The sequence below is a fragment of the Paenibacillus periandrae genome (genome assembly GCF_022458865.1).
GTDB lineage: Bacteria > Bacillota > Bacilli > Paenibacillales > NBRC-103111 > Paenibacillus_S > Paenibacillus_S periandrae.
The window spans coordinates 153,491-177,760 of the sequence record NZ_JAJNMU010000012.1 but is presented as its reverse complement, the minus strand read 5'-3'; the positions used below and the strand labels follow the sequence as shown (position 1 = coordinate 177,760).

At 47.3% G+C, this 24,270-nt stretch carries 23 protein-coding genes, 1 pseudogene and 1 riboswitch; of the genes and pseudogenes, 10 read left to right on the top strand and 14 right to left on the bottom strand.

All coding sequences use genetic code 11. The annotated features are described in order from the left end of the window. Positions 1–119 precede the first annotated feature (119 nt). The 3 genes from LRL21_RS21275 to LRL21_RS21265 all read left to right on the top strand — a co-directional run bounded on the left by LRL21_RS21275 (position 120) and on the right by LRL21_RS21265 (position 1,615). Positions 120–455: an ArsR/SmtB family transcription factor gene (locus LRL21_RS21275; RefSeq protein WP_240417794.1), complete on the top strand. Its 336-nt coding sequence runs from the start codon at positions 120–122 to the stop codon at positions 453–455. 219 nt (positions 456–674) lie between these two features. Beyond that, complete coding sequence (locus LRL21_RS21270) at positions 675–1,061, top strand: DoxX family protein (protein ID WP_240417793.1); 387 nt, start codon at positions 675–677, stop codon at positions 1,059–1,061. 53 nt (positions 1,062–1,114) lie between these two features. Then, entirely contained in the window at positions 1,115–1,615 is a 501-nt protein-coding gene (locus tag LRL21_RS21265) for an SRPBCC family protein (RefSeq protein WP_240417792.1), read from the top strand. Between the two features lie 166 nt (positions 1,616–1,781). On the opposite strand, the gene LRL21_RS21260 is transcribed toward LRL21_RS21265, so the two are convergent. From LRL21_RS21260 to LRL21_RS21200, 13 genes and pseudogenes are all read right to left on the bottom strand, one after another. Then, the gene (locus LRL21_RS21260; RefSeq protein ID WP_240417791.1) at positions 1,782–3,317 is read right to left on the bottom strand and encodes an MDR family MFS transporter; all 1,536 of its coding nucleotides are present in this window, start codon (positions 3,315–3,317) and stop codon (positions 1,782–1,784) included. A gap of 271 nt (positions 3,318–3,588) precedes the next feature. Then, positions 3,589–4,374 carry an ATP-binding cassette domain-containing protein gene (locus tag LRL21_RS21255; RefSeq protein ID WP_240417790.1) on the bottom strand — a complete coding sequence of 262 codons (786 nt, stop codon included), beginning with the start codon at positions 4,372–4,374 and terminating at the stop codon, positions 3,589–3,591. A gap of 43 nt (positions 4,375–4,417) precedes the next feature. Continuing rightward, complete coding sequence (locus tag LRL21_RS21250; RefSeq protein WP_240417789.1) at positions 4,418–5,278, bottom strand: ABC transporter ATP-binding protein; 861 nt, start codon at positions 5,276–5,278, stop codon at positions 4,418–4,420. Continuing rightward, positions 5,250–6,113: an ABC transporter permease gene (locus LRL21_RS21245; protein ID WP_240417788.1), complete on the bottom strand. Its 864-nt coding sequence runs from the start codon at positions 6,111–6,113 to the stop codon at positions 5,250–5,252. Before LRL21_RS21245 ends, LRL21_RS21250 begins: the two co-directional genes overlap by 29 nt. Further along, a complete protein-coding gene (locus LRL21_RS21240; RefSeq protein WP_240417787.1) occupies positions 6,113–7,045 on the bottom strand; it encodes an ABC transporter permease in 933 nt (310 codons plus the stop codon). Before LRL21_RS21240 ends, LRL21_RS21245 begins: the two co-directional genes overlap by 1 nt. A 13-nt stretch (positions 7,046–7,058) precedes the next feature. Next, positions 7,059–8,636 (bottom strand): ABC transporter substrate-binding protein, encoded by a 1,578-nt coding sequence (locus LRL21_RS21235; RefSeq protein WP_240417786.1) that lies wholly within the window; start codon positions 8,634–8,636, stop codon positions 7,059–7,061. Positions 8,637–8,700: 64 nt separating this feature from the next. Then, positions 8,701–9,375, bottom strand: a complete 675-nt coding sequence (locus LRL21_RS21230; protein WP_240417785.1) for a class I SAM-dependent methyltransferase — start codon at positions 9,373–9,375, stop codon at positions 8,701–8,703. Between the two features lie 78 nt (positions 9,376–9,453). Further along, on the bottom strand, positions 9,454–10,266 hold the full coding sequence (locus tag LRL21_RS21225; RefSeq protein ID WP_240417784.1) for a TrmB family transcriptional regulator: 813 nt from the start codon (positions 10,264–10,266) through the stop codon (positions 9,454–9,456). A 160-nt stretch (positions 10,267–10,426) separates the two neighbouring features. Continuing rightward, positions 10,427–10,934, bottom strand: a pseudogene (locus tag LRL21_RS21220) (kinase). A 117-nt stretch (positions 10,935–11,051) separates the two neighbouring features. After that, a complete protein-coding gene (locus LRL21_RS21215; protein ID WP_240417783.1) occupies positions 11,052–11,633 on the bottom strand; it encodes a chloramphenicol phosphotransferase CPT family protein in 582 nt (193 codons plus the stop codon). Between the two features lie 81 nt (positions 11,634–11,714). Next, on the bottom strand, positions 11,715–12,482 hold the full coding sequence (locus LRL21_RS21210) for a hypothetical protein (RefSeq protein ID WP_240417782.1): 768 nt from the start codon (positions 12,480–12,482) through the stop codon (positions 11,715–11,717). 174 nt (positions 12,483–12,656) lie between these two features. Continuing rightward, complete coding sequence (locus LRL21_RS21205) at positions 12,657–14,696, bottom strand: penicillin-binding transpeptidase domain-containing protein (RefSeq protein ID WP_240417781.1); 2,040 nt, start codon at positions 14,694–14,696, stop codon at positions 12,657–12,659. A gap of 427 nt (positions 14,697–15,123) precedes the next feature. After that, on the bottom strand, positions 15,124–15,762 hold the full coding sequence (locus LRL21_RS21200) for a CAP domain-containing protein (RefSeq protein WP_240417780.1): 639 nt from the start codon (positions 15,760–15,762) through the stop codon (positions 15,124–15,126). 8 nt (positions 15,763–15,770) lie between these two features. Continuing rightward, a riboswitch (cyclic di-AMP (ydaO/yuaA leader) is annotated at positions 15,771–15,904 on the bottom strand. Positions 15,905–16,129: 225 nt separating this feature from the next. Here LRL21_RS21200 and LRL21_RS21195 point away from each other — a divergent pair. From LRL21_RS21195 to cydC, 5 genes are all read left to right on the top strand, one after another. Further along, the gene (locus LRL21_RS21195; protein ID WP_240417779.1) at positions 16,130–16,846 is read left to right on the top strand and encodes a response regulator transcription factor; all 717 of its coding nucleotides are present in this window, start codon (positions 16,130–16,132) and stop codon (positions 16,844–16,846) included. 183 nt (positions 16,847–17,029) lie between these two features. Continuing rightward, positions 17,030–18,433 carry a cytochrome ubiquinol oxidase subunit I gene (locus LRL21_RS21190; RefSeq protein WP_240417778.1) on the top strand — a complete coding sequence of 468 codons (1,404 nt, stop codon included), beginning with the start codon at positions 17,030–17,032 and terminating at the stop codon, positions 18,431–18,433. Continuing rightward, on the top strand, positions 18,417–19,433 hold the full coding sequence (gene cydB / locus LRL21_RS21185; RefSeq protein WP_240417777.1) for a cytochrome d ubiquinol oxidase subunit II: 1,017 nt from the start codon (positions 18,417–18,419) through the stop codon (positions 19,431–19,433). Before LRL21_RS21190 ends, cydB begins: the two co-directional genes overlap by 17 nt. Positions 19,434–19,474: 41 nt before the next feature. Continuing rightward, positions 19,475–21,196, top strand: coding sequence for a thiol reductant ABC exporter subunit CydD (gene cydD, locus LRL21_RS21180; RefSeq protein WP_338044654.1), 1,722 nt, complete (start codon positions 19,475–19,477; stop codon positions 21,194–21,196). Next, the gene (cydC, locus tag LRL21_RS21175) at positions 21,168–22,967 is read left to right on the top strand and encodes a thiol reductant ABC exporter subunit CydC (protein WP_240417775.1); all 1,800 of its coding nucleotides are present in this window, start codon (positions 21,168–21,170) and stop codon (positions 22,965–22,967) included. Before cydD ends, cydC begins: the two co-directional genes overlap by 29 nt. Before the next feature lie 48 nt (positions 22,968–23,015). Here the strand turns inward: cydC and LRL21_RS21170 are convergent, their stop codons facing one another. Beyond that, complete coding sequence (locus tag LRL21_RS21170; protein ID WP_240417774.1) at positions 23,016–23,678, bottom strand: response regulator; 663 nt, start codon at positions 23,676–23,678, stop codon at positions 23,016–23,018. Positions 23,679–23,899: 221 nt separating this feature from the next. Here LRL21_RS21170 and LRL21_RS21165 point away from each other — a divergent pair, with 221 nt between their 5' ends. Further along, positions 23,900–24,046: a hypothetical protein gene (locus LRL21_RS21165; RefSeq protein ID WP_240417773.1), complete on the top strand. Its 147-nt coding sequence runs from the start codon at positions 23,900–23,902 to the stop codon at positions 24,044–24,046. A 12-nt stretch (positions 24,047–24,058) separates the two neighbouring features. Continuing rightward, the gene (locus LRL21_RS21160) at positions 24,059–24,265 is read left to right on the top strand and encodes a c-type cytochrome (protein ID WP_338044660.1); all 207 of its coding nucleotides are present in this window, start codon (positions 24,059–24,061) and stop codon (positions 24,263–24,265) included. The last annotated feature ends 5 nt before the right edge of the window (positions 24,266–24,270 follow it).

The following is a 24,270-nucleotide window of genomic DNA, read 5'->3' as shown; positions in this document are numbered from 1 at the left end:
GTTTCGACTATCAGACTATAGCATAAGGAAATGCGGTGCCGTAACTATACGATCGTATACGGTTTATGAATATTTAATATTCCTTGACTGGAATATTCTCTTTAGGGTATATTGAGAACATGAATTTAACTTTTAGCGTTCTCGCTGAGCCAAATCGATTACACATCGTCGAGCTCTTATGTAAAGGTCCCCTTTCCGTTGGGGAAGTTGCCCATCAACTCGACCTCAACCAACCGCAAACATCCAAACATCTCCGTGTGCTTTGCGATGCCGGACTCGTTGAGGTGAATGCGATCGCTAATCGGCGAATCTACAAGCTGCGGCCTGATCCATTTAAGGAGCTGGACACCTGGATGGAGTCCTACCGGCATATTTGGGAAGAAAGATTCGATCGATTGGATGATTACTTGCAGGAGCTGCAAAGAAAGGACGTGAATCATGAGGACAAGCAGTAATCCTGACAAACAGCATGAAAAGAAGGTATGGGAATGATTTCCAAACCTTTTCAAATCGACAGTTGAGCTGGAGAAAGTAATTAAGGAGTATGAGCCAATCGAGGTTGCACAATCGACACTTGATCTTCCCGAACAGTTGCTGCTGAAGATATGATGCTCTCCGTTCAAGGAAATCATAGTTGCTATGTGTATACAACGCCAAGGAGGAACCGATAATCAATGAGAAAAGTCAACATATTTTACTGGGTTTTCACCGTATTAATGCTAGCGCTAATGGGTGTTGGTGGAATTCCGGATCTCTTGTCCGCTCCCGATGCAGTTGAATTATTTGCCCATTTAGGATATCCTGCTTATCTTCTGCCCTTCCTGGGCGTTGCCAAATTATTAGGAGTGGTTGCCATACTTGTTCCTGGCTTTCCGAGGGTTAAGGAATGGGCATATGCCGGTTTTGTAATCGATCTGACGGGTGCCATGTACTCAACAATAGCTGTCGGCGACCCTCTTGGCGGATTGGTGTTTTTTCTAATCGGTTACCTGGTCATTATTGGCTCCTATGTTCTATATCACAAAAGACTAAGGGCAGCTTCACGGAATCTTGCCAAATAACTTCATATATTGGCATTCCTTTTCCATACAATTACAAAATAGGAGGCATTAACATGTCCGAAAACAATGCAAACGAATTGGTCATTACCCGTACCTTCCAAGCACCGCGCGAGCTCGTATTCAAGGTATGGACCGAAGCAGAGCACCTGAAGCATTGGTGGGGACCCACAGGGTTTACTATTCATGTCGCTAAAGCGGATATCCGTCCAGGCGGTGTTTTTCATTACTGTATGAAGGCCGCTGAAGGCCACGAAATGTGGGGTAAGTTTGTATATCACGAAATCGTTTCCCCTGAGAAGATTGTGTTTGTCAATTCATTTTCCGATGAAGAAGGTAATATTGTCCGGGCGCCATTCAGCCAGACTTTTCCACTTGAAATTTATAATGTTTTCACGTTCACAGAGGAACAAGGCACAACGACCATAACCTTGCAAGGAGGCCCTATTGACGCTACTGAGGAAGAACTCCTATTTTTCCACTCCATGCGTGGTTCCATGCAGCAGGGCTTTGCCGGAACCTTCAGCCAACTCGACGATTACCTTGCGTCTCTATAAACGATAAGCTATTTAATCCTAAACTAAAGCTATCCCCTCTATTTGTACTTCTTAATACCATTAAATGCAAGAGTAATGGCATAGAAGTCCATAGAGGGGATATTGTTGTCCCAGCTATCCAGAGCACGATCCAAATATAAGCATGCTGAGAAGACTTGTTTCCGATTTATCCACCTGCGCCCGCTTCGCTTTGTGTTCCCATCCCCTCTTCGGCTTTCTGAGACAGCACCTCTTTCTTCAAAAACCAGCAGAGAATAAAAGCGGCAATTGCAAATACGAGTGAGATCACGAACATATTCTGAAATGAATAACTGAATACCTGCTTAATATCGTGCAGTAAAGCTGCTGGCAGATCTGCGGGAATGTTGCCCGTCTCAATATTAGCTGCCGCACCAGCAGGAAGTCGACTGTCAAGAGCGGCGATTCCGTCCTTAATGTGCTTGGACAGCAGGCTGCCAAAAATACTAAGACCGATAGTCGCGCCAAGCGATTGGAACAGCTGGACCGTTGACAGGGCAATACCGCTGTCCTTGGTATCCACCGACTCCTGAACGATCAGATTGTCTCCGCCGAATAGCGCACCAAGTCCAACGCCGAGTATAAAAAATGCCCCGACGATGTAAATCCAGGTTGTCGCGACACCGATTTGCGTCAGCATCAGGAAACCAGCAATTGGCAGCAAAAATGATACGATAAACAGGCTGCGGTATGCTACCCGCGTGATCAGAAACCCATTCACAATGCTTGCCGGAATCGCGCCTGCCATAAAGGCCAGCATCAAATAACCGGCTTCCGTCGGCGTCAGGCCCATTACATGCTGTGCAAAAAACGGAAATGTCGCCATGCCGCCCATAATTCCGAGCATCAGGATAAATACTAGCAGCGATAACACGACTACATTACGGTTGCGGAACAGATGCAGTGGGATGATCGGCTCCTTGGCTTTCGCTTCGATCCATACCAACAATGCAAACAGCAGTGCCGACAAGCTCAGCAGTCCAATAATGATCGGCGACGACCAGGCGTAGCCCTGATTATCGATAAGTACTGGAGTCAGAAGCAGTGAAAGCAGCGCCAATATGAGCGTGCACGCACCCGCCCAGTCGATATACCGCTTCTCGTCGCCAATCGATTCTCGCATGCCCTTGGCTACAAAAAGCGCTGCGAGCAGTCCGATTGGGATATTGATCAGAAATACCCAGTGCCAATCAATATTGCCAACAATGTAACCACCAACAGTCGGTCCCAATAGCTGCGGAATAATCAGCATGGGCCCGAACAGACTTTGGATCTTAGCCCGTTGTTCAAGTGGATAAGCCTCGCCGATAATGACCAGGGCAAGCGGCATTAATCCCCCGGCGCCGATCCCTTGTATACCTCGGCCAATCAGCAGTATCGTCATCGACGATGCCATGCCGCTGACAATAGAGCCTGTAATAAACAGACCGATACATATCAGATAAATCCGCCTGCGACCGTACAAATCGGCCAGCTTGCCAAGGATCGGCATAAACATTGTCAGGGTGAGCATGTAGATACCTGCGACCCAACCATACAGGGACAAGCCATGCAGCTCGCGGATGATCGTCGGCATCGCCGTGGAGACAATCGTCTCGTCGAGCTCAGCAAAAATCAGCCCGATCAATAGTCCGATCAGAATCAAGGTTTTGTTGTTCGTTTTCGTTTTTTCGATAGGAATCACCTCATAGAATTTGAGCACCTGCCGTATGACGGAGGCTTTATGCAAGAAGCATATCGCACTTGTTTAAACCGAATATAAACAACACGCAGCTCCTAGCCTTTAACTACTTTTACATAACAGAAAATGGTTAGCAACGGTAACTTTGGTTATAGCGAATATTTCCACTGTCCACAGTCTTGACAACAAAGTCACTGAACATGCAAAAAGACCACCATTGAGGCGGTCTCTGATTCGTTTCACTGTCGTGTATGATATTCGGACACAGCTTGCTCTACTGTGGAGTGGAGCGAAGCTTGGGTACCGCAGCCAACAGGCTGCGCGTGTAAGGATGTTCCGCCTCCAGATGGAACCCGCTGCTAGCACGTGTTTCCACGACTTCCCCTTTGTACATGACGGCGATTCGGTGACTCACCTGCATGACCCTGGCCAGATCATGAGAAATGAATAAATAACCATATCCAAATTGCTGCTGCAAATCGAGCAGCAAACGGACGATTTGTGCTCCTGTGGAAACATCGAGCGCAGAAATAATCTCGTCGCAGATCAGAATTTGCGGGTCAATCATTAACGCTCTGGCAATATTGACACGCTGACACTGCCCACGGCTTAATTCCGTCGGATAGCGACTGAGGTGATCCCTGTTCAGGCCGACACGTTCAATCGCCTGTCTCGCTTTATGCTTACGATCCTGCAAGGTGCCGATGGCGAAATGGTATAGCGGCTCCGTCAAAATCCGTTCGATCGTCAGCCTTGGATTCAAGGCATCAACAGGGTCCTGAAATATTAGCTGGATGTTACGCCTAAGCTCTCTTGACTCTTCGAACGATATTTGTGTTATATCCTTATCGTTCCATGTCAAACTGCCTTCTGTTATCGGTTCAAGCATAGCCATGCACCGAGCCAGTGTGCTTTTACCGCTTCCGCTTTCTCCAACCAGCCCTACTGTTTCCCCGGCACGCAGCTCAAGCGTAACCTTGTTAACCGCTTCGGTCACCGACGGAGGCCCGAACCAGTGGCGCTGTATATATTGTTTTTGTATTTGCTTTGCAGCCAGCATTTGCATCCGCCACCTTCTGTATATGCCGGCCTCGCCAGCTTAATTAAATAGCCCCAACGACCTCAGTCTGCTGCACATGCTGATCGTAGGTCAGTACCTTTGCTGGAAGTGTGCGTCCCAATACGGGCACCATCTCCAGCAAATGACGCGTATAGGGGTGGGTCGGATTGTCTAACAAGCGGGAAGCCTCCCCGTACTCGACGACCTGTCCTTGGCGCATCACAACGATGCGATCCGCCAATTCAGAGACAACACCCAAATCGTGAGAGATGAACAGCATGCCCATACCAAATTCCTGCTGCAGGCCCTTTAGCAATCGTAAAATGCCTGCCTGAACAGTAACGTCAAGGGCAGTTGTCGGCTCATCGGCGATTAGCAGCTTGGGCCCGTTGAGCAGCGCCATCGCGATCATCACCCGCTGCAGCATACCTCCACTCAGCTCAAAGGAGTAGCTTTTCATCTGTTTTCCAGGATCAGGCAGACCTACACGGTCAAGCATATCAAGACAACGGGAAATTCGGGTCCGTCGGTCGCCGGTCTTTAAGCATTCCATCAGTTGGGCACCAAGCGGGATCATAGGGTGAAATGCGCTCATCGGGTCCTGAAATACAATCGCAATCTCGGTCCCGCGTACTCGCTTCATTTCCTTCTTTGATATTTGCAGCAGCTCGCGGTCCTGCAGACGAATACGGCCGGATTGAACTCCAAGCGGCGCTTCCAACAGGCCCATAATCGATAACGCCAGTGTGCTCTTGCCGCAGCCGCTCTCACCGACTACGGCTACCGTTTCTCCTTGGTCAATATGAAAGCTGACATCTTGTAACAGACACCGTCCGTTTTCAGGTTTCGTAATGCCTGTATGAAGCCCGCTGATTTCAAATAGAGGCTGTCGTATTGAGCTCACCGATTTCCCGCCTTTCCAGTTTCGATGTATCGGCATGCTTCCATCTTTGTTCGAGCTTGCTGCCGATGCTGTTGACCATTAATATCGAGCAAGCCAGCGCCAAAGTCGGAAATACGATCGTCCACCAGGCCTGTATAATATAAGGATGACCATCCGCAATCATCGACCCCCATGTCGGTGTTGGCGGACTGATACCAATCCCGAGAAAGCTTAACGTAGAGATCACGCCAATCGCCGTACGAAAGCAGATCGTGGATAGCAGCACAACGGTTGGCAGCAGATGAGGTAAAATATGCAGACGAACGATGCCCCACTTGCTGCTGCCAAGCATAAAGCCTGCCCGAATAAATCCCCTTCCCCGCAGTGCTTTTGTTTCGTCATGAATAAGCCAAAAAAATTGACCCCAGATGGAAAAAGCCATCGACAGAACCATTCCCAGCGGTCCGTTGCCAAATATCGTGATAATGAGCAGCGGCAGCATACGAACCGGAAATACAATTGAAATTTGCCCGACAAACAAAATTAGCGGTGTTAGCAAAGGCACTACGTTATACCCGGCCAGCATGCCGAGCAGCGTACCTGCCGTCATAGCCAGCAGTACCGCGAGCAGCGCCAGTCCAAGTGTCAAATAGGTCGCATATATAAGCCGGCTGCTCACATCCCTGCCAAGGTGATCGGTACCGAGCCAAAAATCGGCCGAGGGCGGATCCAGCTTTGGACCCTCGAACGGTGTGGTCGGGTCATGTGCGAACCCTTGGATATAGATGAGCGACAACACGATAAATACGACAGCTGCCGATAGCAGTATCATCCAGTAGCGGTTTGAAGTGTTCACTATTCTTTTCGCTCCCACACCTGATTTTGTTTAACCCTGGGGTCAATGAGCGGATGAAGCATATCCAGCAAAAATCGCGAGAATATAAACAAAAGCGTTGTAAAAACCAAGCATGCCTGTATTAGCGGAAGATCGTGACTGGCGATAGCTCCCACCGTCAGATTGCCGATGCCCGGGTAAGAAAAAATCGTTTCTACGACGATCGTGCTGCTAAGCAGAACTCCCACCTGTATCGATACAAAGGAAAAGATGAGTGACAGAGCTGGACGCAGCAAATAGTGAACACTAAAGCGGAAGGTGCTTACATTCTTAGCTCTCGCAGTTACAATAAATTTTTCTTTGGCTACCTCCTGCAGCTTGGAGCGGAACAACAGACCAATCTTGATGGCTTCTGCACCGGCAAGCAGCAGCACCGGCAGCACCAGCGATTGAATTCCTTGGCTTCCCGAGGGAGGAAACCACTTTAGATGTACACTGAACAGCTCAATAGCCAGGATGCAGGGAACAAAACCCGGTATTGAGTGCAGCATCAGCAGCGCTTTATTCAATTGACTGTCCAGCTTAGTCGGTAAATAGAGGCCGAGAAAGCCGACACCGATCCCACCTACAATACCAATAGGCAGCACGAGAACGATCAATTTCATCGTTGCCCATAAGTAAGGAAGAGCAATATCCAGCACGGGTTCACCGAGCTTATAGGAATTGCCGAACTGAAACGTTATCGTCTTCAGAATATACAAGCCGAACCTTACCAGCGCCGGAGCATCCAGACCCAGCGTTTTGCGCAGCAAATCCTTCTCTGCCTCCGTAGCGTCATGGGGAAGCAGAGAATGAATGGGATCGCCCATCGCGCTGGACACAAAGAATAAAATACTGGATACCGTAAGCAAGATGGAAAGGCCGACAACAAGACGTTGTACGGCCGCTTTCATTCCCTGATGCATCCTATTTCACCTTGATCTGATGAATATCGATTCTGCCTGTTCCATCCGGCTTCCAATCGATATTGCTGGACAATCCGTAAATATTAGGAGGGAACATCAGCCAGTTAACAGGGGATCCTTGTTTCGACTTATCGAGAATTTGCTTGGATAAGGCCAAACGTTTTTTCTCATCCGGTTCAGCCGCATAATCCTTGATCCATTGCTCGACCTGCGAATCCAGCTGGTAGCCGAATGTTTTGTAGAGTGATTTTTGACTGAAAGCCGCCACCAGAATCCGATATAGTTCACGGTCAGGGTTATCATAGCCCGAGAATAGCAGAATCGATCCGGCATTGCTTTGCTCATAGCGTTTGGGATCCAGCAGCGGTCCGATTTCCATCAAATTAATTTTCGCATCGATTCCGATCTTTTTCAGCTGTGCTTGCAGCACCTGTGCGGTATCAATATCCCGCTGCGTAACATCCAGGTTGACGGATATCGGCGCAGCGACACCGGATTCAGCCAGCAAAGACTTGGCTTTTTCCGGATTGTAATCACTTAAAGGATACGCTTCTACGAAGCCGGAGCCTGCTTTAGTAACTGGAGCTACAGCTGGTGAAGCAAATTCGCCGTACATATTTTTGGCCAATGTGCCTTTGTCGATTCCATAATAAAGAGCTTCCCGGACCTTCGCATTGTCAAACGGAGCTTTAAAGAAATAGCTTTGCCAGGTTACACGGAATCCGGGCTCGGATACAATCTGATAGCCGGACTGCCCTTGAACGCGCTTGATCGATGTGGATGAAAGATCGGAAGCGATATCTGCATTACCGCTCAGCAGCTCTGCCATTCGTGTAGCTTCGTCTGTCACATTTTTGATAACGACGGACTTAAACGGCGGGCGTTTTCCCCAATAGTTCGGAGCTTCCTTCAGCGTAGCGACTTCCCCACGCTTCCAATCGCTTAATACATAGGGGCCGGTTCCCACCAGCTGTGTTTTGTACTCGTCCCCGCTCGCAAGCTGTTTAGCCGATAGAATTGGCAGGTCGACCATAAAATTAATCAAAGCGTAGTTGGGTGAGGATGTTATAATATCGACCGTGTACTCGTCAACAATGTTCGTTCCCGTCACACCATCCAGCAGTGTTTTAAATGTACTCTTGGGAACCTCAGGTGACATCAATTTATCGATAGTCGCTTTGACCGATTGAGCATTCAGGGTATCACCATTATGGAACGTTATTCCCTTTTTCACCTTGATTCTCCAGTTGTTATCTTTGAACTCGTAGCTTTCCGCAAGCGATGGAGCCAGCTTGCCATCCTGACCTCTGACCAGCAGCGTATCGAAAATCAATGTTCGCGGAAGCGTTATATCTTTTTGATAAGGGTCAATTGTTGTAAAATCTCTGGTTTCATTCGTTTGCACAATAACGAGCTGATCCTTGGTCTTGCTCGTACTTACAGCCTCTTTATCACCTTGCTGAGGTACGGCTGTCGTAGCAGGTTGGGCCGCAGGCTGTTGCGTGCAAGCGGTCAATACCACGAGCAGCAAGGCCATGCAAGCCGTTGTCCAACGGTTTCTTTTATGTGAAAATACCATGATTGCTGATTCCCCCGATTATGTATGATTGGATGGTGCCGTTCACAAGGATCGGCGACTGTTACTAGCGCTGGGCTATGACGAGATAACGCGGATGCTTAGGCATGCCGCCCCACAACGCCGCTTCCATCAGTGGCTGGATGGCAACCTCATTCAGACCTTTAGAGCGGAAAAACGAAGCAAGCTGTTCGCTCGGTTGACCGCCATAGAACGGAAGCCGGCTGCGAATCTGTTCGTATTCCTCCTTCACATCCTGATTCTCCCACTGCCCTTCCACCAAAGCGATACGTCCCTGTGGTTTAAGTAAACGTGTCCATTCCTCTACAGCGTCAGCAGGATGAGGCAGCGTCCAGATCAAATGACGCGCAACGATCAGGTCGTATGCACCTTCAGGCAGACCGGTATGCTCAGCATCTCCCGACAGGAAGCTGATAGGCAAACCAGCTTGATCGGCTTTTGCACGAGCCAGCTGCAGCATTTCCTCAGCAAAATCAAGACCTGTAACGTCATGTCCCATATTAGCGAGCAGTAAGGAAAGAAACCCTGTGCCGCAGCCCAGATCAAGCACCTTTAATGGTTCGCTGCCAGCTAATTTGCTTAACACGGCTACCCATGCCTGATGCTGCTCCTCATTTAACAAACCGTGGCTTGGCCCCTGATCGAATTCAGCGGCACGGCCGTTCCAATGCTTTTTCACCAGATTTTTTACTTCAATTTCGTTCAATTCGGATGCATGCATACGTAATCTCTCCTTCAAGATAATGATTATTATTCTCAATGTACAAGCAAAAAAATGGCTGCCGACCACGTCGACAGGCTATTCGTACCTCAGGATCGAACCATCCTTATAGATTTCCTGGAACAGCTCGTGTTCCCCCATAAATCGGGAGAGAACATCGCTTTCGTTCGCCAAAATCGTCAAATGGAAGCCCGATCGCATCATTTCCCGCATAATATGTATAATTTCCGGGCTTTCACTGTATGTACCCATTACCGTGCCTGAACTCTCAGGCTCCAGTTGACCTACCAGCATTTTACGGATATCGCTGATCAGCAGCAGCTGTGATACCCTATGGCGGTGAACTTCATCATGACGAAGCGGATGCGTCACGACTTGGATACCTTCCATCGAAAACTCGCCATACGCTAGTATTCGTACCTTCACCCCCCTGTCGGACAGCTTTTTCAAATCATCCTGCAGCAGGGCAGCAAGTGTCGCACCGCAGCGGATATATAGCTCGTACCGCGTGGAAGCGATCATCTCTTTGGCCTTGTGCAATATATGATCGTATCCCTTGATATACACGATCGTATCGTTGCTTGTTTGCCGATTGATCTCCTTCAATTCTTCGCGCACCTTCTGAAGATTGTGGTTGAATTGGGATTCAAGACGATCCAGATAAGATTCTGGCTCAACCGCCATGTACAAAGCGGGTTCCGTCTGCTGCCACACAACTGCGCCTTTATCTGCAAGGTTGCCCAGTACCCGGTATACTTCAGCCCGCGATATGCCCGTGCTTTTGCTGATTTGATAACCAGTCGCCGAAGTTTCCTGCATCAATGCCACATAAACCCGTGCTTCATTTTTGCTAAAACCAAAATGGCACAATAATTCGGTAACGGAATCCATCCTAACACCTCACAGGTAGTATTATATCTAACTACTATGAGAATGAGAATCTTTATCAAAGTCTATTTTCACCTATTTTTGCTTGATTATCTGGATATTTCTGCTAATAGCTTCATATCTCTCAGTTTATTGCTTATTTTCGGGTGATTGCGTAAGTCCATTAATTGTTTAGAACCAAATGAGCTTGTTTTGTTGGGAGCACTGTCTGCAAATAATAATCTTCCGCCTTCCAATATCGGTTTCTCATCTTTTCCATGTTCATTTGGGTGAGTTCACTTTCACGTAATAACCTTGTATTCTGTGGGCAATCCAAATAAGCAATATAATCGTATAAACCTCTCCACTCCTCACGTTGCAGAAAAACTCCTTCTACGACAATAACGCAGGTCTCGGGAATTATGATGTTCTGTATGCGATGTGTATCAGCTTCAGTGTCGTACAAGGGGAGCTTGAGCTGGCTAGCTTCCTTTAGCTTATTGAACAAATTTCCCTTTAGCCACTCAATGTCCCACTGCAAGTAATAGTATTCAAACCACTCTTCAGAGCCTGTACTGTAACGTTTGCTGCGCTCCACAATATATCAATTTCCGACTAAACTTCTCTACGACTGTCGTTTTTCCCGAACGACTTAAACCGTCTATTCCTATAATAAATCGGTCCCCTGTCATTAACTTGGGTATACATTTAAATAAGCTTGTTATATGATCCGCCAAACTACTCGCTCCTCAGAAAATGAATTGCGTTATGGGTAGAGTCTCCGACAAATAGCTCTCATAGCTACCAAATTAAATATTTCTAAGCTCTTGGAAAGCTCGTGGTTGATTGGCTAAAATAAATTCTTTGATCATAATTGCACATTTCCGAATTGAGTTATCATGTGTATCGACTTCAAGATCATATCTATGATGCTGGTGTACGATATCAATTTGGGCTTTGGCGAGTCCAATGGGTCTATCTCCTCGTTCTTGTTCCCTACGTTCCAGTTCATCAAGTGGACAGTGAACACCGATAAAAAAGGCTTGTGTATTATGTAATAATTGGACACATTCCTCCAGCCAGCTTGGTTCAATCAGTACATGATCAACAATCATATTCTTGCCAACCCTTGAAAAAGCCATTATATAATGATGAAAAAGCGATATGACTGGATTTTCTATCATTTCTTCTCGTTCAATTGTTTCTATTTCTTCTCTGGATATGTGATCCCCAAACATACTCATCAGCATGTCATTGACACCAGCAATCGCATTATCCACAGATAAGTAAATAAAATCTTCGTCAAGCAGCTGAATAAGCTCTTTAGAAATACTTGTTTTCCCTGCACTTGAAGTGCCATTCAGAAAAATGACGGTTCCGATCTTTGTCAAAGTAACCTCCTATCTCTTACTCATTCACATCAGTAAATAAGCTCGCAATCATTAAGCACAGTCATGAATATATTATTCTTCCTATTGTGTACGCAGGTAAGGAGGTTCCGTGCCGCTTCCCCCTTTCCCGCTCATCGTCCCACGGCTGACTTCGTAGAGCATCTGCTGCTCTCCGTTTACTCCTTCTTTGCTCCAGCGCTCAATGAAATGAACCAGGTATTGTTCCTTTACGTCAGTTTCCTCGACCGCCGTTTCTCTTTCAACATCATAGCCGTCAACCTGTAATTTCTGCATTCCGACTTGTTTGGGGAACCTATCGATTGTGGTCCCGCTTCCAGAAGTCGCAAAATTGACTGCATCCACGGCGGTAAACGGTGGCTTCGGCGGTGAAGACACGTGTAAAGTACCCACAAAAATCCCAAAAAGAACAAGAGGTACAGCCATTAGCAATACGCGCGTTCCCCGCCTGACAAGTGGCAAGAAACGGAGGATTAACCTGTCCAAACCGAAAAAAAGAATCGCCGCTGTGCCACCCATGATGCTAAATAAAGAAGATTGTAATATAATACCAAATAAGAACCCGAGGACAACGTGGATAAGACCGGATATTAACCATTCGCCCGGACCCATTACCTTTAATTTTCTGATTGCTACTTCCGTAATTGATGAAACAAGAATGCCGTAAAGAAATATACTCGGCACCGCATATAAGGCAATGACAGAGGCCCACGATGCATAGTTGCTAGCCGCATACCAAGCTGCCCCTCCCACAGCCATGAATGGGAACGACACCAAGAGGACGATCGTCCATGAAGCGAAGTAAGCGGCCAGACATTTTCTCAAAAGCATCTTATCTCCTCCTTCGAGTCACGCGGTCTCTTACCATGGAATATTTTTCAATTATACCTTATAAGAACCAATTTCCGCCAACCTCTTGGAGTTATTCAGGAAACAACAAAACAAAAAAACGGCTGTTTCGCATACGAAGCGAACTGAGCCGTTTTTTTGTGATTCACAGAAAATTTACCATGTTGTTTTCCCATATTTGAGAAATACTTGTTTCGCTTTGGCTACCACATAACCACTGCCACCCCGCTTCTTCACATCCTCAACCATCATCGTCAGCAGCAGTTGATTGAGAGTGGCATCGAACTCAATAAACCAGCCATTCTCCAACCCATCCTCGCCCTTCTTTTGCTTCAATTCCGCTGTACCTGTCTTGCCGGCGATGTTCATTCCTGCTATGTTGGCGCCATGCGCATATCCCCTCGGGTTCCGGACGGCCTCTACGAGATCCTGTCGCACAATCTCGGCGACCTCCGGTCTAATAACATCCCGCTTCCATATGGTGTCAGTAGGGTTGGAAGCAGTCTTCACCAATATCGGCGCCACCACGCTGCCTTGGTTAATAATTGGCGTATAGGACAACGCTACATGAAGCGGACTCATCTGGACTTCTCCCTGTCCGTAGGCCGAATCCGCAAGCTGAATATCGTTCTTGATCCCCTGATTGGCCAGGCTGGATCGCGGGAAGGGGTAAGGAAGCGGCAGAGGCTCTCCAAAACCGAATTTGTAGGCGCCATTATAAAATGTATCTTTTCCCATCGCAAGCGCTTCCTGGGCAAAAAATATATTATCCGAGTGTACCAGCGCATCGCGTAAATTTTCATTGGGCACATCCCGGTCACGTGTTACATAATAATTGCCCCAGGATGCATCCTTGGTCCAGTATAAGCCTTGAATGTTTCTGACGAGGTCTGGAGAAGACACACCAGCGTTCAAGCCTACAGCCGCTGTAACGGTTTTAAAAATCGAACCCGGTGAATACAGCTTTGTAAAACGGTTAAGAAGCGGAATATTAGGGTCACTATTCCACTTGGTCCATTGCTCAGCCGAGAGCCCCGATACAAACAGATTAGGATCATACGCAGGGCTGCTGACCAATGCCAATATTTCACCGCTCTGCGGCTGTAAAGCAGAGGCAGACCCCGCATCTCCTCGATACTGCTCGTAGATCGCCCTTTGCAGTCCGCTATCGATTGTGGTTTGGATATTTTCTCCCGCAACCGTCTCCTTGGATGCCAACGTTTCACGAGTCGCCCCGTTCTCATCGATGATCACGATTCGTACTCCGTCCTGGCCCTTTAAGCTTTTCTCGTACAGCTGCTCCAGCCCTGCCTTGCCCAACTGGTCATCAGTACCGTAGCCTTGGTCCTTCAGCTTGGCCAGTTCTTCTGCATTAATGCCTTGTACGTAGCCAGTCAAATGGGCGGCCGCTTCGCCAAGTGGGTAGGTGCGGATCTTTTTTTGCTGAAAGGAGACGCCCTCTACGCCTTGAAAAGCCATCACTCCCTTACCATCGGTAGCACCGATTGGAACAAAATTACCGGGTTTTACCCAGGAAGCCTTTAGCTTTTTGTTAACCTCATCTGTTGATAATCCCAAATATTGTGCAACCGATTGAACCGTCTTTTCAGCATCCGGGCCTAACCGTTCAGCGGCTAATCCAAGAATAATCAAGCTGCCATTAATCGCCAGCCCCTCCCCATTCCTGTCGTATATTTCACCCCTCATCGCCTTTGATGTACGTACGGTTATCTTATCATTGTCCTTCATGGCAGGGAAAATAAGTGAAGGATTCCAGTCTATCTTCCAATACATGGTTGAGTTTTCCTTAATTAACTTGACTTGATAATTAAACTCAATGGGACCCGCAATCGTCATAAGCGAAGCATGATAAGTATAAGCAGCTTTATCCTCCGGCGCAGAAGCTGGCTTGGTAGGCGCTGGAGGAGTTGTCCTTTCGATATGCAGCTGACTCATCTCGATGCCTTCATAGATGGAGGTGTAGCGCTTGACGAACTGCTCTTGCGATAGTCTGGTTTGGGAATCTGACGACAGCATTGCATACATTTCTGCATAATGTCCCTTTTGCCACGCGGTTATATAAGAATCAAAAACCTGCTCGGAAGTCATTGCTTTAGGTTTGGATGCTTCGTTCCGACAGCCGGTAATGAGCAGCAGCAGCAGAATTCCCGCAATCAACCATTTAGTTGTTTTCAAGGATAATCCCCCTTTGCATATATGTCTATTTATTGTTCGGAATTGCGGCTCACCGTAATAATATAATGTAAAAGAGCATTCCGTTACATAGACAAACGATCACAGCTTGCTGACATTTTCTTTCACAAAACGAAAATAGACGATCCCGTGAAGGCAACCGTCCATTTCGGAGTGATCTATGGGTTAGCATGGGAGCAGTTGGCGGCTTCTCCCACAACATAGCATATGTAAATCTATCAATTCAGGAACGACAAGTTCCTCCCCTGCAAGCGCACATTTTATATGATCATAAATCTGACCGAGGCTGGGAGTAGATTGTGCAGCTGTATTGGAATGGAGCTGGTAGTCAAAAAAGACAGTAAACCGAAGGGAATTGTAATTTCCTTTAACGGTTACTGTCTTTTTTCTGAGCGACAACTGTATGTTATTAATTCGCAATAAACTCCTGAACCCATTCCCCGTTATAGTATGCCACGCCAATTTTCGTGTAATTTGGACTCAAAATATTTTGTCGATGCCCTGCACTGTTCATCCAGGCCGTCATAACCTCCTGTGGCGTCTTCTGACCCATGGCAATATTTTCACCTGCATACGTATAACGGATGCCATACGATTTCATCATATTAAAGGGGGAGCCATAAGTAGGAGAGGTATGATCAAAATAATGATTGTTGTACATATCCTTTGCTTTATCCAAGGCCATAGCTGACAATGCGCTATCGCTTGCCAATGTCTTCAAACCTGCTTTGGTGCGTTCCTGATTGACCAAGCTTACCACTTGACTCGCAAAGGTGGAGGTTGTTGTCGGGGTGCCTGTTCCCTGCGGAGCTGGAGCAATTGAGCTTGTTCCGGGAATATTCAATACCAAACCAGGCCAAATATTATTGATATTCGTAACCTGTGGATTGGCTTGAACAAGGGAGCTTAAGCTAATCCCATACTTCTGGGCTATCGTCCACATCGTATCGTTGCCTGTAACCGAGTACGGGGCTGCCGAAACCGCTGTGGCACCAACAATCGTACCCAAGGCAAGTAAACCGGTTAATACGGACTTCTTCAAAAACATGGCAAACATCCTCTCTTTTGTAAGGCCTACGAGGTTAGCTGACGGGTTCGGGTCAAAGAGCAAGCGCCCGGCCATGAATATGGCTTCACCCCAAAGATTGGTTCCCCCATGCCTCTTGTGGAAGCTTCGGCCTGTTTATGATTCTCTCAAAATACCAATTTGCACAGCTTAAAACTAGACATGGTTTAAGAGAGTTTTATTTTAACACGGGATTTGTCAATGAGCACTGCACAAAGTTTTCCATTCCTATTTGCATTTCACAAAGCCTTCATGCTTTGTTCACTGTTCCGTTATTGAAATAGCTCAATGTAGTCATGCCATTGGGAAAAATGATAGATACAATAAAAAACAGGTGAGGTGATAGTAGATGACGAGCAAATACAGAGTATTGGTCGCCGATGATGAAGAACGTATACGCACAATCGTACGCATGTATCTGGAGAAAGACGGAGCTTGTGTTGAGGAAGCCGACAATGGCAATGATGCTTTGCACAAGGCGGTGGACAACGATTATGACATCATTGTTCTGGATTGGATGATGCCGGGTCTGAGCGGGCTGGAAATTTGTCAATTGGTCAAGCAAGTAAAAACTACTCCCCTGCTTATGCTTACAGCCAAGGATAATGAAGACGATACGATCCATGCCTTCCAAGCAGGTGTTGATGATTATGTAACCAAACCTTTTAGTCCAAGGGAATTCACATGCCGTATTCAAGCTATCCTTAAACGGACACAACCAGGAAAGTTCTGGTCTGCCACCCGATCACCCGGAAACAGATTTATGCTGCCCCATCTTCTTATCGAGCATGATGCCCGCAGAGTACTGGCAGATGGACGCGAGATTTCCTTTACTCTCAGGGAGTATGAGCTGCTGCGATATTTAGTGATGAATGAAGGAATCACCTGCACAAGAGACAAGCTTTTTCGTGATGTGTGGGGCTACGAAGATCATGGGGATCATCGTACTGTAGATTCTCATGTTAAGCGAGTTCGCGAAAAATTACAGGCTGTGTCCCCTGCTGCTGCTGCCATGATTGGGACTGTCTGGGGTATCGGTTACCGATTGAAGGCTTCAAATATTTAAAAACAGCATTTTCATAGTAAACATCCGGGGTAAGATATTCAAAGCTTTGTCATCTTTCCCCGTCATGTATAGGAAAGTATGTGATTTAAATCACATATATTTTGCAATCAATCTGGCATGATTAGGGCAAGAAATTGACGAAATCTGAAACCCAATTTTTTGAAGAAAGTGAGGACAGTGACTATGGATTTAATCATGCTTGCACGCACGCAGTTTGCTTCAACAACTATTTTTCATTTTTTCTTTGTCCCAGTTTCCATTGGTCTCGCTCTGCTAATTGCTATTATGGAAACCATTTATGTGGCCAAAGGACGGGAAGAGTACAAGAAGATGGCTCAATTCTGGGGTAAGCTTTTTCTGATCAATTTTGCCATCGGGATTGTCACTGGTATTTTGCAGGAGTTTCAGTTCGGCATGAACTGGTCCAATTACTCCCGCTTCGTAGGTGATGTGTTTGGAGCACCGCTGGCCATTGAGGCCTTGCTTGCTTTCTTTATGGAATCTACCTTCATTGGACTATGGATCTTTGGCTGGGATCGCCTCTCACCCAAGCTCCATCTGCTCTGCATCTGGCTGGTTACGCTGGGCACCTCAATGTCAGCATTCTGGATATTAGCCGCCAATTCATTCATGCAGCGCCCGGTCGGCTTTACCATCGCTAATGGAAGGGCTGAGATGAATGACATATTTGCCCTCTTAGGAAACGGACAATTATGGGTCGAGTTCCCGCATACCTTGCTTGGAGCATTTGCAACCGGAGCTTTTCTGGTTACAGGCATCAGCGCATGGAAACTGCTTAAAGGTCAGGACATGTCTTTCTTCCGCAAATCGTTTCAGATTGCTGCATTAGTAGGCATGATTGCTTCCATTGGCGTTGCCTTGTTTGGTCACCAGCAAGCCCAATATTTGGTCAAAACCCAGCCAATGAAAATGGCCGCCAGCGAAGGCTTATGGGGCAAAAGCGGAGACCCTGCAGCCTGGACGGTTATTGCGAATATTGACCCGGACAAACAGTCCAATAGCGGCGAAATCAAGATCCCTTATTTGCTCAGCTATTTGTCACACAGCCAATTTCACGGTGAAGTGAAGGGTATGCAAGAGCTGCAGGCTCAATACACCGAGCAGTACGGACCAGGAAACTATATTCCGCCGGTTCGCACGACCTTCTGGAGCTTCCGAATTATGGTGGCTGCCGGATCAGCGATGATACTGCTCGGGGTGTATGCCGTTTATTTGTGGGTACGCAATAAAATGACAAAACCTGCTGCCTGGTTTATGCGAATAATGATCGCCGGCATATCCCTGCCGTTTATCGCCAATACCGCAGGGTGGATTATGACCGAGATTGGTCGCCAACCGTGGACGGTTTTTGGACTCATGCGAACCGAAGACGGGATTTCCCCAAGCGTAACCGCCGGCCAGGTATTGTTTTCCTTGATCTCCTTTACAGCCATTTATTCGGTGCTTGCCATAATTATGGTTGTGTTATTTGTTCGTATTATTAAAAAGGGACCTTTTGATTCGGCCAAGTCGTCCCCCGAATTAAATGATCCTTATGAGGAGGGGTATCATGCTGACATTAAATGAGCTATGGTTTGTACTGGTTGCGGTATTATTCATAGGTTTCTTTTTCCTGGAGGGGTTTGATTTTGGAGTCGGGATGTCCACCTCACTGCTTGCCCGCACCGATATGGAGCGCCGCGTATTAATTAATTCCATCGGTCCATTCTGGGATGGCAACGAGGTATGGCTGATTACAGCAGGAGGAGCTATGTTCGCGGCTTTCCCGCACTGGTATGCGACGATGTTCAGCGGCTACTATACTGCACTTGTTCTCGTGCTTCTTGCTTTGATTGGACGCGGAGTCGCCTTCGAATTCAGAGGCAAGCTGGACAGCTACAAGTGGAAACGAACATGGGATATCGTTATTTTTCTGGGCAGTCTCCTCCCGCCTCTCCTGCTGGGCGTTGCCTTTGCGGGTATGATCAAGGGCGTTCCCATCGGCAGCGATATGGAGATGCGGGCAGGTTTTCTTGACATCGTCAACGGCTATACACTGCTTGGCGGAATTTGTGTCGTGGCGCTTTGCCAGCTGCATGGACTATTGTTCATCACTTTGCGCACCACGGGTGATCTGCAAGTACGGGCACGTAGACTGGCGAAAAAACTGCTTCCGTTTGCTGCGGTTCTGCTCATTGTGTTCGCCATCATGACCTACGGCATGACCGATCTGTTCGAGCAGCACGGTGCTTTGTTAGCTTTAACTGCTGCGCTTGGCTCATTAGCTTACTTACTCTCCGGCTTGTTTATTAACCGTAAGAAGGATGGTTGGGCATTCGGGATGACTGGAGCTGTCATAGGACTGTCTGTCGCTTCGGTCTTTATTGGCCTATTCCCACGTGTCATGATCAGCTCTATCGATAGCGCGTTCAGCTTAACGATTCATAATGCCGCATCAGGAGCTTATTCGCTTAAGATTATGGCCATAGTTTCATTATCGCTTCTGCCCTTTGTCCTTGGCTATCAGATCTGGAGCTACTTTGTTTTCCATAAGCGTATCCATGAAAAGGATCATCTGGAATACTGATGGGCCGCGAGCTCATGCTGTTCAAGGGAATAAGGGCTGTCTTGAGCATCATAACGGTTATCACACTGATTCAATGCTGCTGCATCATCGTCGCTGCCCAAGCATTGGCTGAGGTCATCTCTGAATGGTTCGCAGGTGCTTCCATGGAAACCCAAGCAGGCAAGCTCCTGATATTCGCTATGGCTTATATAGTCCGCCACCTGATGGCGTTCCTGCAGCAGCGGACTGCGCAGCGTTATGCCGCAGTGACAAGCGCTGCGATGAGACAAGGCTTGATCCATAAGCTTTTTCAATTGGGCCCAAGGTTTGCGGGAGCTCGAGGTACAGGCAGCCTGACAACACTTGTACTTGAAGGCGTGACGCAATTTCGCAGCTATGTGGAGCTGGTCATTCCGCGAATGGTTAGCGTATCGATTATACCGGCTGTTCTTCTTATTTATATTGCGTTGCAGGATGCTCCAAGTGGAATCATTCTAGCTGTAACGATGCCTATTGTGATCGTATTTATGATTTTGATCGGGCTTGCTGCTAAAAGTCAGGTGGAGAAGCAGCAGGACTCCTACCGGGGATTATCCAACCATTTTGTGGATTCGCTCCGAGGTATGGAAACTTTAAAATTTCTTGGAATAAGCCATGACCATGCTTTAACTATAACCAAAGTTAGTGATCGGTTCACAAAGGCAACGATGCGGACACTCCAGACCGCTTTTTTATCCTCCTTCGCTCTTGATTTTATAACCATGCTGTCCGTGGCTTCAGTGGCCGTAAGTCTCGGATTACGGCTTGTGAACGGATCTATCTTACTGGCACCTGCCCTCACCGTATTAATTCTGGCACCTGAATACTTTCTTCCTGTTCGGTTGCTTGGGTCGGATTACCATGCCACTCTGAATGGCAAAGAAGCCGGTGCCGCTATGACGTCCATTCTACAGCTTCCATCCCAGGCGCTGCCCTCCATGGACTTAAAGGAGGAAGTGTCCGCTGCCTGGAATCAAGCAAGCCGTCTGACCCTTTCGTCGGTTGGAGTCAAGCATGATGAGGGGTCCCCCTGCTCTCTTGAAGCAATTTCTTTGGAAATTAGCGGCTTCCGTAAGGTTGCCATCATCGGTGAAACAGGTGCGGGAAAATCGACCTTGATTGAAGTCATAGGCGGTTTATTGACCCCTTCTACCGGCCAACTCTCTTGGAACGGCTGCAGTTTGGCAGTCGGGATCAACCATGAGGCGTGGTGCATGGAAACGGTCTATATGCCGCAGCATCCCTATTTGTTCAGCGGCTCCCTGATGGATAATATTCGGTTCTATAGGCCCGGGGCAACATGGGAAGAGGTTGAGCAAGCGGCCATCCAGGCTGGTTTAAAAGGCTGTATCGATCGCTTGCCCAATGGCCTGAATGAGCTAATTGGCGGCGGTGGACGGCAGCTGAGCGGCGGACAGGCGCAGCGTGTCGCACTCGCAAGAGCTTTTTTAAGCCACAGAACTGTGCTTTTATTGGATGAACCGACTGCTCATCTGGATATTGAAACCGAGTACGAACTCAAAGAAACCATGCTGCCATTGTTTGACAACAAGCTCGTATTGCTGGCCACCCACAGGCTGCACTGGATGCCACATATGGATCAAATCCTTGTACTGGAGCATGGAAGGCTGGCTGAGGTCGGGACTCATAAGCAATTGCTTGCCCAGCAGGGCTTATACTACAAAATGATGCTGTCCCAGCTGGAGGAGGTGGACTATGAAGCAAAGCACAATGAAGCAAGGTAATGTTAAGCAAGATGCTATAAAGGAACGCTGGCTGTCCCCCTATTTGCAGCCTTTTTTTGGGTCATTTTTATTAATTGTCGGATTAGGTGTATCCACACTTGCTGCATCTGCTGCATTAACCTTTACTTCCGGTTATCTGATCTCGAAAGCAGCGCTGCGGCCAGAAAATATATTAATGGTTTATGTCCCGATCGTTGCTGTCCGTACTTTTGGAATCAGCAAGGCCGTACTCCATTATGTCGAGCGTTTGGCTGGTCATCATGCCGTATTGCGCATATTGTCCTTAATGCGCGTGAGGCTGTATCGGATGATTGAGCCACATGCGTTGAATTTCTTCGCTAAATTCCGCACGGGCGATCTACTCGGCCTATTAGCCGATGATATTGAACAGCTTCAGCATTTGTATCTACGCACTCTGTTTCCAAGCGCAGCTGCGCTGATTTTATATGGCATCGTTATTGGTCTTCTCGGGACGATGGACATAAGCTTTGCCTTCCTGATTGCGATGTATTTGGGGTCTCTTCTGTTTGCCATGCCCTTGATTTCTTTGCTGCTCACAAAAAAGCGACAAAAGCAGCTGCAGCATCAACGTGGGCAGCTGTATCAGAAACTAACCGATGCCATTGTGGGCATGGCGGATTGGACCGGAAGCGGCAGACAAAGCGATTTTATCAAGAGCTACGAGACGGATGAACAATTCGCAGCCGATGCCGATCAAGCAATACGGCGGTGGGAACGCTGGAGAACCTTTATCGGACAATGTATCGCCGGAATTGCTCTGTTTTCCGTTGTGATATGGGCCAATAATCAGGTTAGCGGGCACCACATTCCCGTTACATGGATGGCTGCTTTGATATTGGTCGTGTACCCGGTTATGGATATTTTTCTATCTGTCATGTCATTAGCAGATAAGCTGCCGCAATATAAGAACTCATTGGTTCGTCTTCAAGCTATTGATGAGAGCATGCCTCCATCTTCTGCTGCCAAGGATGAGGCCGTACAATCGGTGAATGGGCAGCCTGCGAACCTGGACACTATTCATATTCAGTTGAACAACATCAGCTTTCGATATGATCAGGCAGATTCATGGATTATAAAGGATGTAAGTCTAGACATTCCACAGGGCAAGAAAATCGCTATCATCGGTCGCAGTGGAGCCGGTAAGTCCACCTTGCTCAAGCTGCTGCTTGGGGCTATATCGCCCAACAGCGGTATCGTCACCGTAAATGGACTTGAAATCGATCGCTTAGCCCAACCCTTGAAGCGATATATCGCTGTTCTCAACCAAAATCCATACTTATTCGATACAACAGTTGCCAATAATATTCGTCTCAGCAACACATCAGCCAATAACCAGCAGCTGCAGCAAGCTATAGAGCAGGCACAGCTTACGAATCTTCTTCAAGAGCTTCCCTTGGGCGAACGGACCATGATGCATGAAGCAGGCAAGCGCTTTTCCGGGGGTGAGCGCCAGCGTGTAGCTCTTGCACGCATTTTGCTGCAGTCATGCCCTGTTGTGCTTTTGGATGAACCTACTCTGGGTCTGGACCCAAGAACAGAGAAGAATTTGCTCTCCACTGTATTTCATGCTTTGGATGGAAAATCAATGATTTGGGTGACCCATCATCTCGTTGGAATCGAACATATGGACGAAATTGTATTTATGGAGGATGGGGAAATTACAATGCGCGGAACCCATCAGCAGCTCCTTGAAAATAGTCCCAGATACAGAAAGCTGTACGCGCTTGACAAACCCTCTTTAAACGCTTAAGCGAGATCATCCCAGACCTGGTCATTGGCTGATCTCGTATATTTTCTTTTAAAACCTTCCCTTAAACCAGCCCTTATCGTACGCATACCTCATCAGTTGAACCCGGTTTTCCAAATGAAGCTTATGCAAAATATTTTTCAGATGATTTTTGACAGTATGCTCCGAAATGCTCAAGGTTACTGCGATATCGCGGTTGCCGCTGCCCTTGGCCACACATTCCAATATTTCCTTTTCCCGTCCGGTTAACGGAGATTGCTCGGAAAGCGCTCTATTCGTTCGATTGAAGGTTGAAAACTCTTTAAGCAGCCGCAGGGCTACCTCACGGGACATCGGTGCTTCATCGATTGCTACAGCATGAAGATATTCATGCCAGGAGGTTGGATGCAAATTTTTAAGCAAATAACCTTGTGCTCCTTTTTTAATAGCCTCAAACAAATCGGTAATGTCATCGGAAACGGTAACCATCACGATCTTCACGTACGGAAATCTTTCTTTGATCAGCTTGGTAGCTCCAAGACCATCCAGCTTCGGCATGTTAATATCCATCAATATGAGGTCAGGCATCCATACTTCGGCCAGAGCCACTGCTTCCTCTCCGTTCAAAGCCTCACAGACTATATCGAATTTCGAATCCATCTGAATGATTTCCCGCATAGCTTGACGTGCGTGCTCGTGGTCATCAACCAGCATGATACGAATAGGTTGAATCATGCCTTTTCCTCTTTCCAATTCATAATCGTGTCATCCAATTCCTACTTCATCTAAACATATTTCCTTGGAAAAACCTATGACTCAGAAGGGCCATTTAATCGCATGAAGGTAGGGTCAGCGATAAGCACATGACTCCAAAGTGCTATATACAAGCATTCCAACAACATGCTAAGCTACCCGTGAAAAACTTTGAGCATCCAAACTATAAGGAGGAGTCAGCTATGTATAAATGGACGATGGCAGGAATTCTGGGAATTGCATGTTTGTTAGGTTTGGGGGTACTGTTCACGGATATTAATAATCGTCAAGGTGAGGCCAAACAAGAGGTGACCGCTCCCAAGATGCCAGAAGCACCGATGAATGCATAGGCGGCCGAGGCAATTTACAAGCAATCGTGCATCGCCTGTCATGGAACCGATCTGGAAGGGAAAATGGGGCCAAATCTTCAAAAGATTGGCGGCAAAATGACGGATCAACAGCTTTTTAAATTAGTACAAAACGGTCGGGGCGGCATGCCAGCGTTTAAAAGCTCACTGAAGGATGAAGACATCGCTAATATTGCCCGCTGGTTGGCAGAGAAAAAATAATCGAT

Bases quoted from the DNA above. Each gene is read 5' to 3' on its own strand.
- LRL21_RS21275 (WP_240417794.1), top strand. From the start codon at position 120: ATGAATTTAACTTTTAGCGTTCTCGCTGAGCCAAATCGATTACACATC.
- LRL21_RS21270 (WP_240417793.1), top strand. From the start codon at position 675: ATGAGAAAAGTCAACATATTTTACTGGGTTTTCACCGTATTAATGCTA.
- LRL21_RS21265 (WP_240417792.1), top strand. From the start codon at position 1,115: ATGTCCGAAAACAATGCAAACGAATTGGTCATTACCCGTACCTTCCAA.
- LRL21_RS21255 (WP_240417790.1), bottom strand. From the start codon at position 4,374: ATGCTGGCTGCAAAGCAAATACAAAAACAATATATACAGCGCCACTGG.
- LRL21_RS21240 (WP_240417787.1), bottom strand. From the start codon at position 7,045: ATGAAAGCGGCCGTACAACGTCTTGTTGTCGGCCTTTCCATCTTGCTT.
- LRL21_RS21235 (WP_240417786.1), bottom strand. From the start codon at position 8,636: ATGGTATTTTCACATAAAAGAAACCGTTGGACAACGGCTTGCATGGCC.
- LRL21_RS21230 (WP_240417785.1), bottom strand. From the start codon at position 9,375: ATGCATGCATCCGAATTGAACGAAATTGAAGTAAAAAATCTGGTGAAA.
- LRL21_RS21225 (WP_240417784.1), bottom strand. From the start codon at position 10,266: ATGGATTCCGTTACCGAATTATTGTGCCATTTTGGTTTTAGCAAAAAT.
- LRL21_RS21210 (WP_240417782.1), bottom strand. From the start codon at position 12,482: ATGCTTTTGAGAAAATGTCTGGCCGCTTACTTCGCTTCATGGACGATC.
- LRL21_RS21200 (WP_240417780.1), bottom strand. From the start codon at position 15,762: ATGTTTTTGAAGAAGTCCGTATTAACCGGTTTACTTGCCTTGGGTACG.
- LRL21_RS21195 (WP_240417779.1), top strand. From the start codon at position 16,130: ATGACGAGCAAATACAGAGTATTGGTCGCCGATGATGAAGAACGTATA.
- LRL21_RS21190 (WP_240417778.1), top strand. From the start codon at position 17,030: ATGGATTTAATCATGCTTGCACGCACGCAGTTTGCTTCAACAACTATT.
- cydB (WP_240417777.1), top strand. From the start codon at position 18,417: ATGCTGACATTAAATGAGCTATGGTTTGTACTGGTTGCGGTATTATTC.
- cydC (WP_240417775.1), top strand. From the start codon at position 21,168: ATGAAGCAAAGCACAATGAAGCAAGGTAATGTTAAGCAAGATGCTATA.
- LRL21_RS21170 (WP_240417774.1), bottom strand. From the start codon at position 23,678: ATGATTCAACCTATTCGTATCATGCTGGTTGATGACCACGAGCACGCA.
- LRL21_RS21165 (WP_240417773.1), top strand. From the start codon at position 23,900: ATGTATAAATGGACGATGGCAGGAATTCTGGGAATTGCATGTTTGTTA.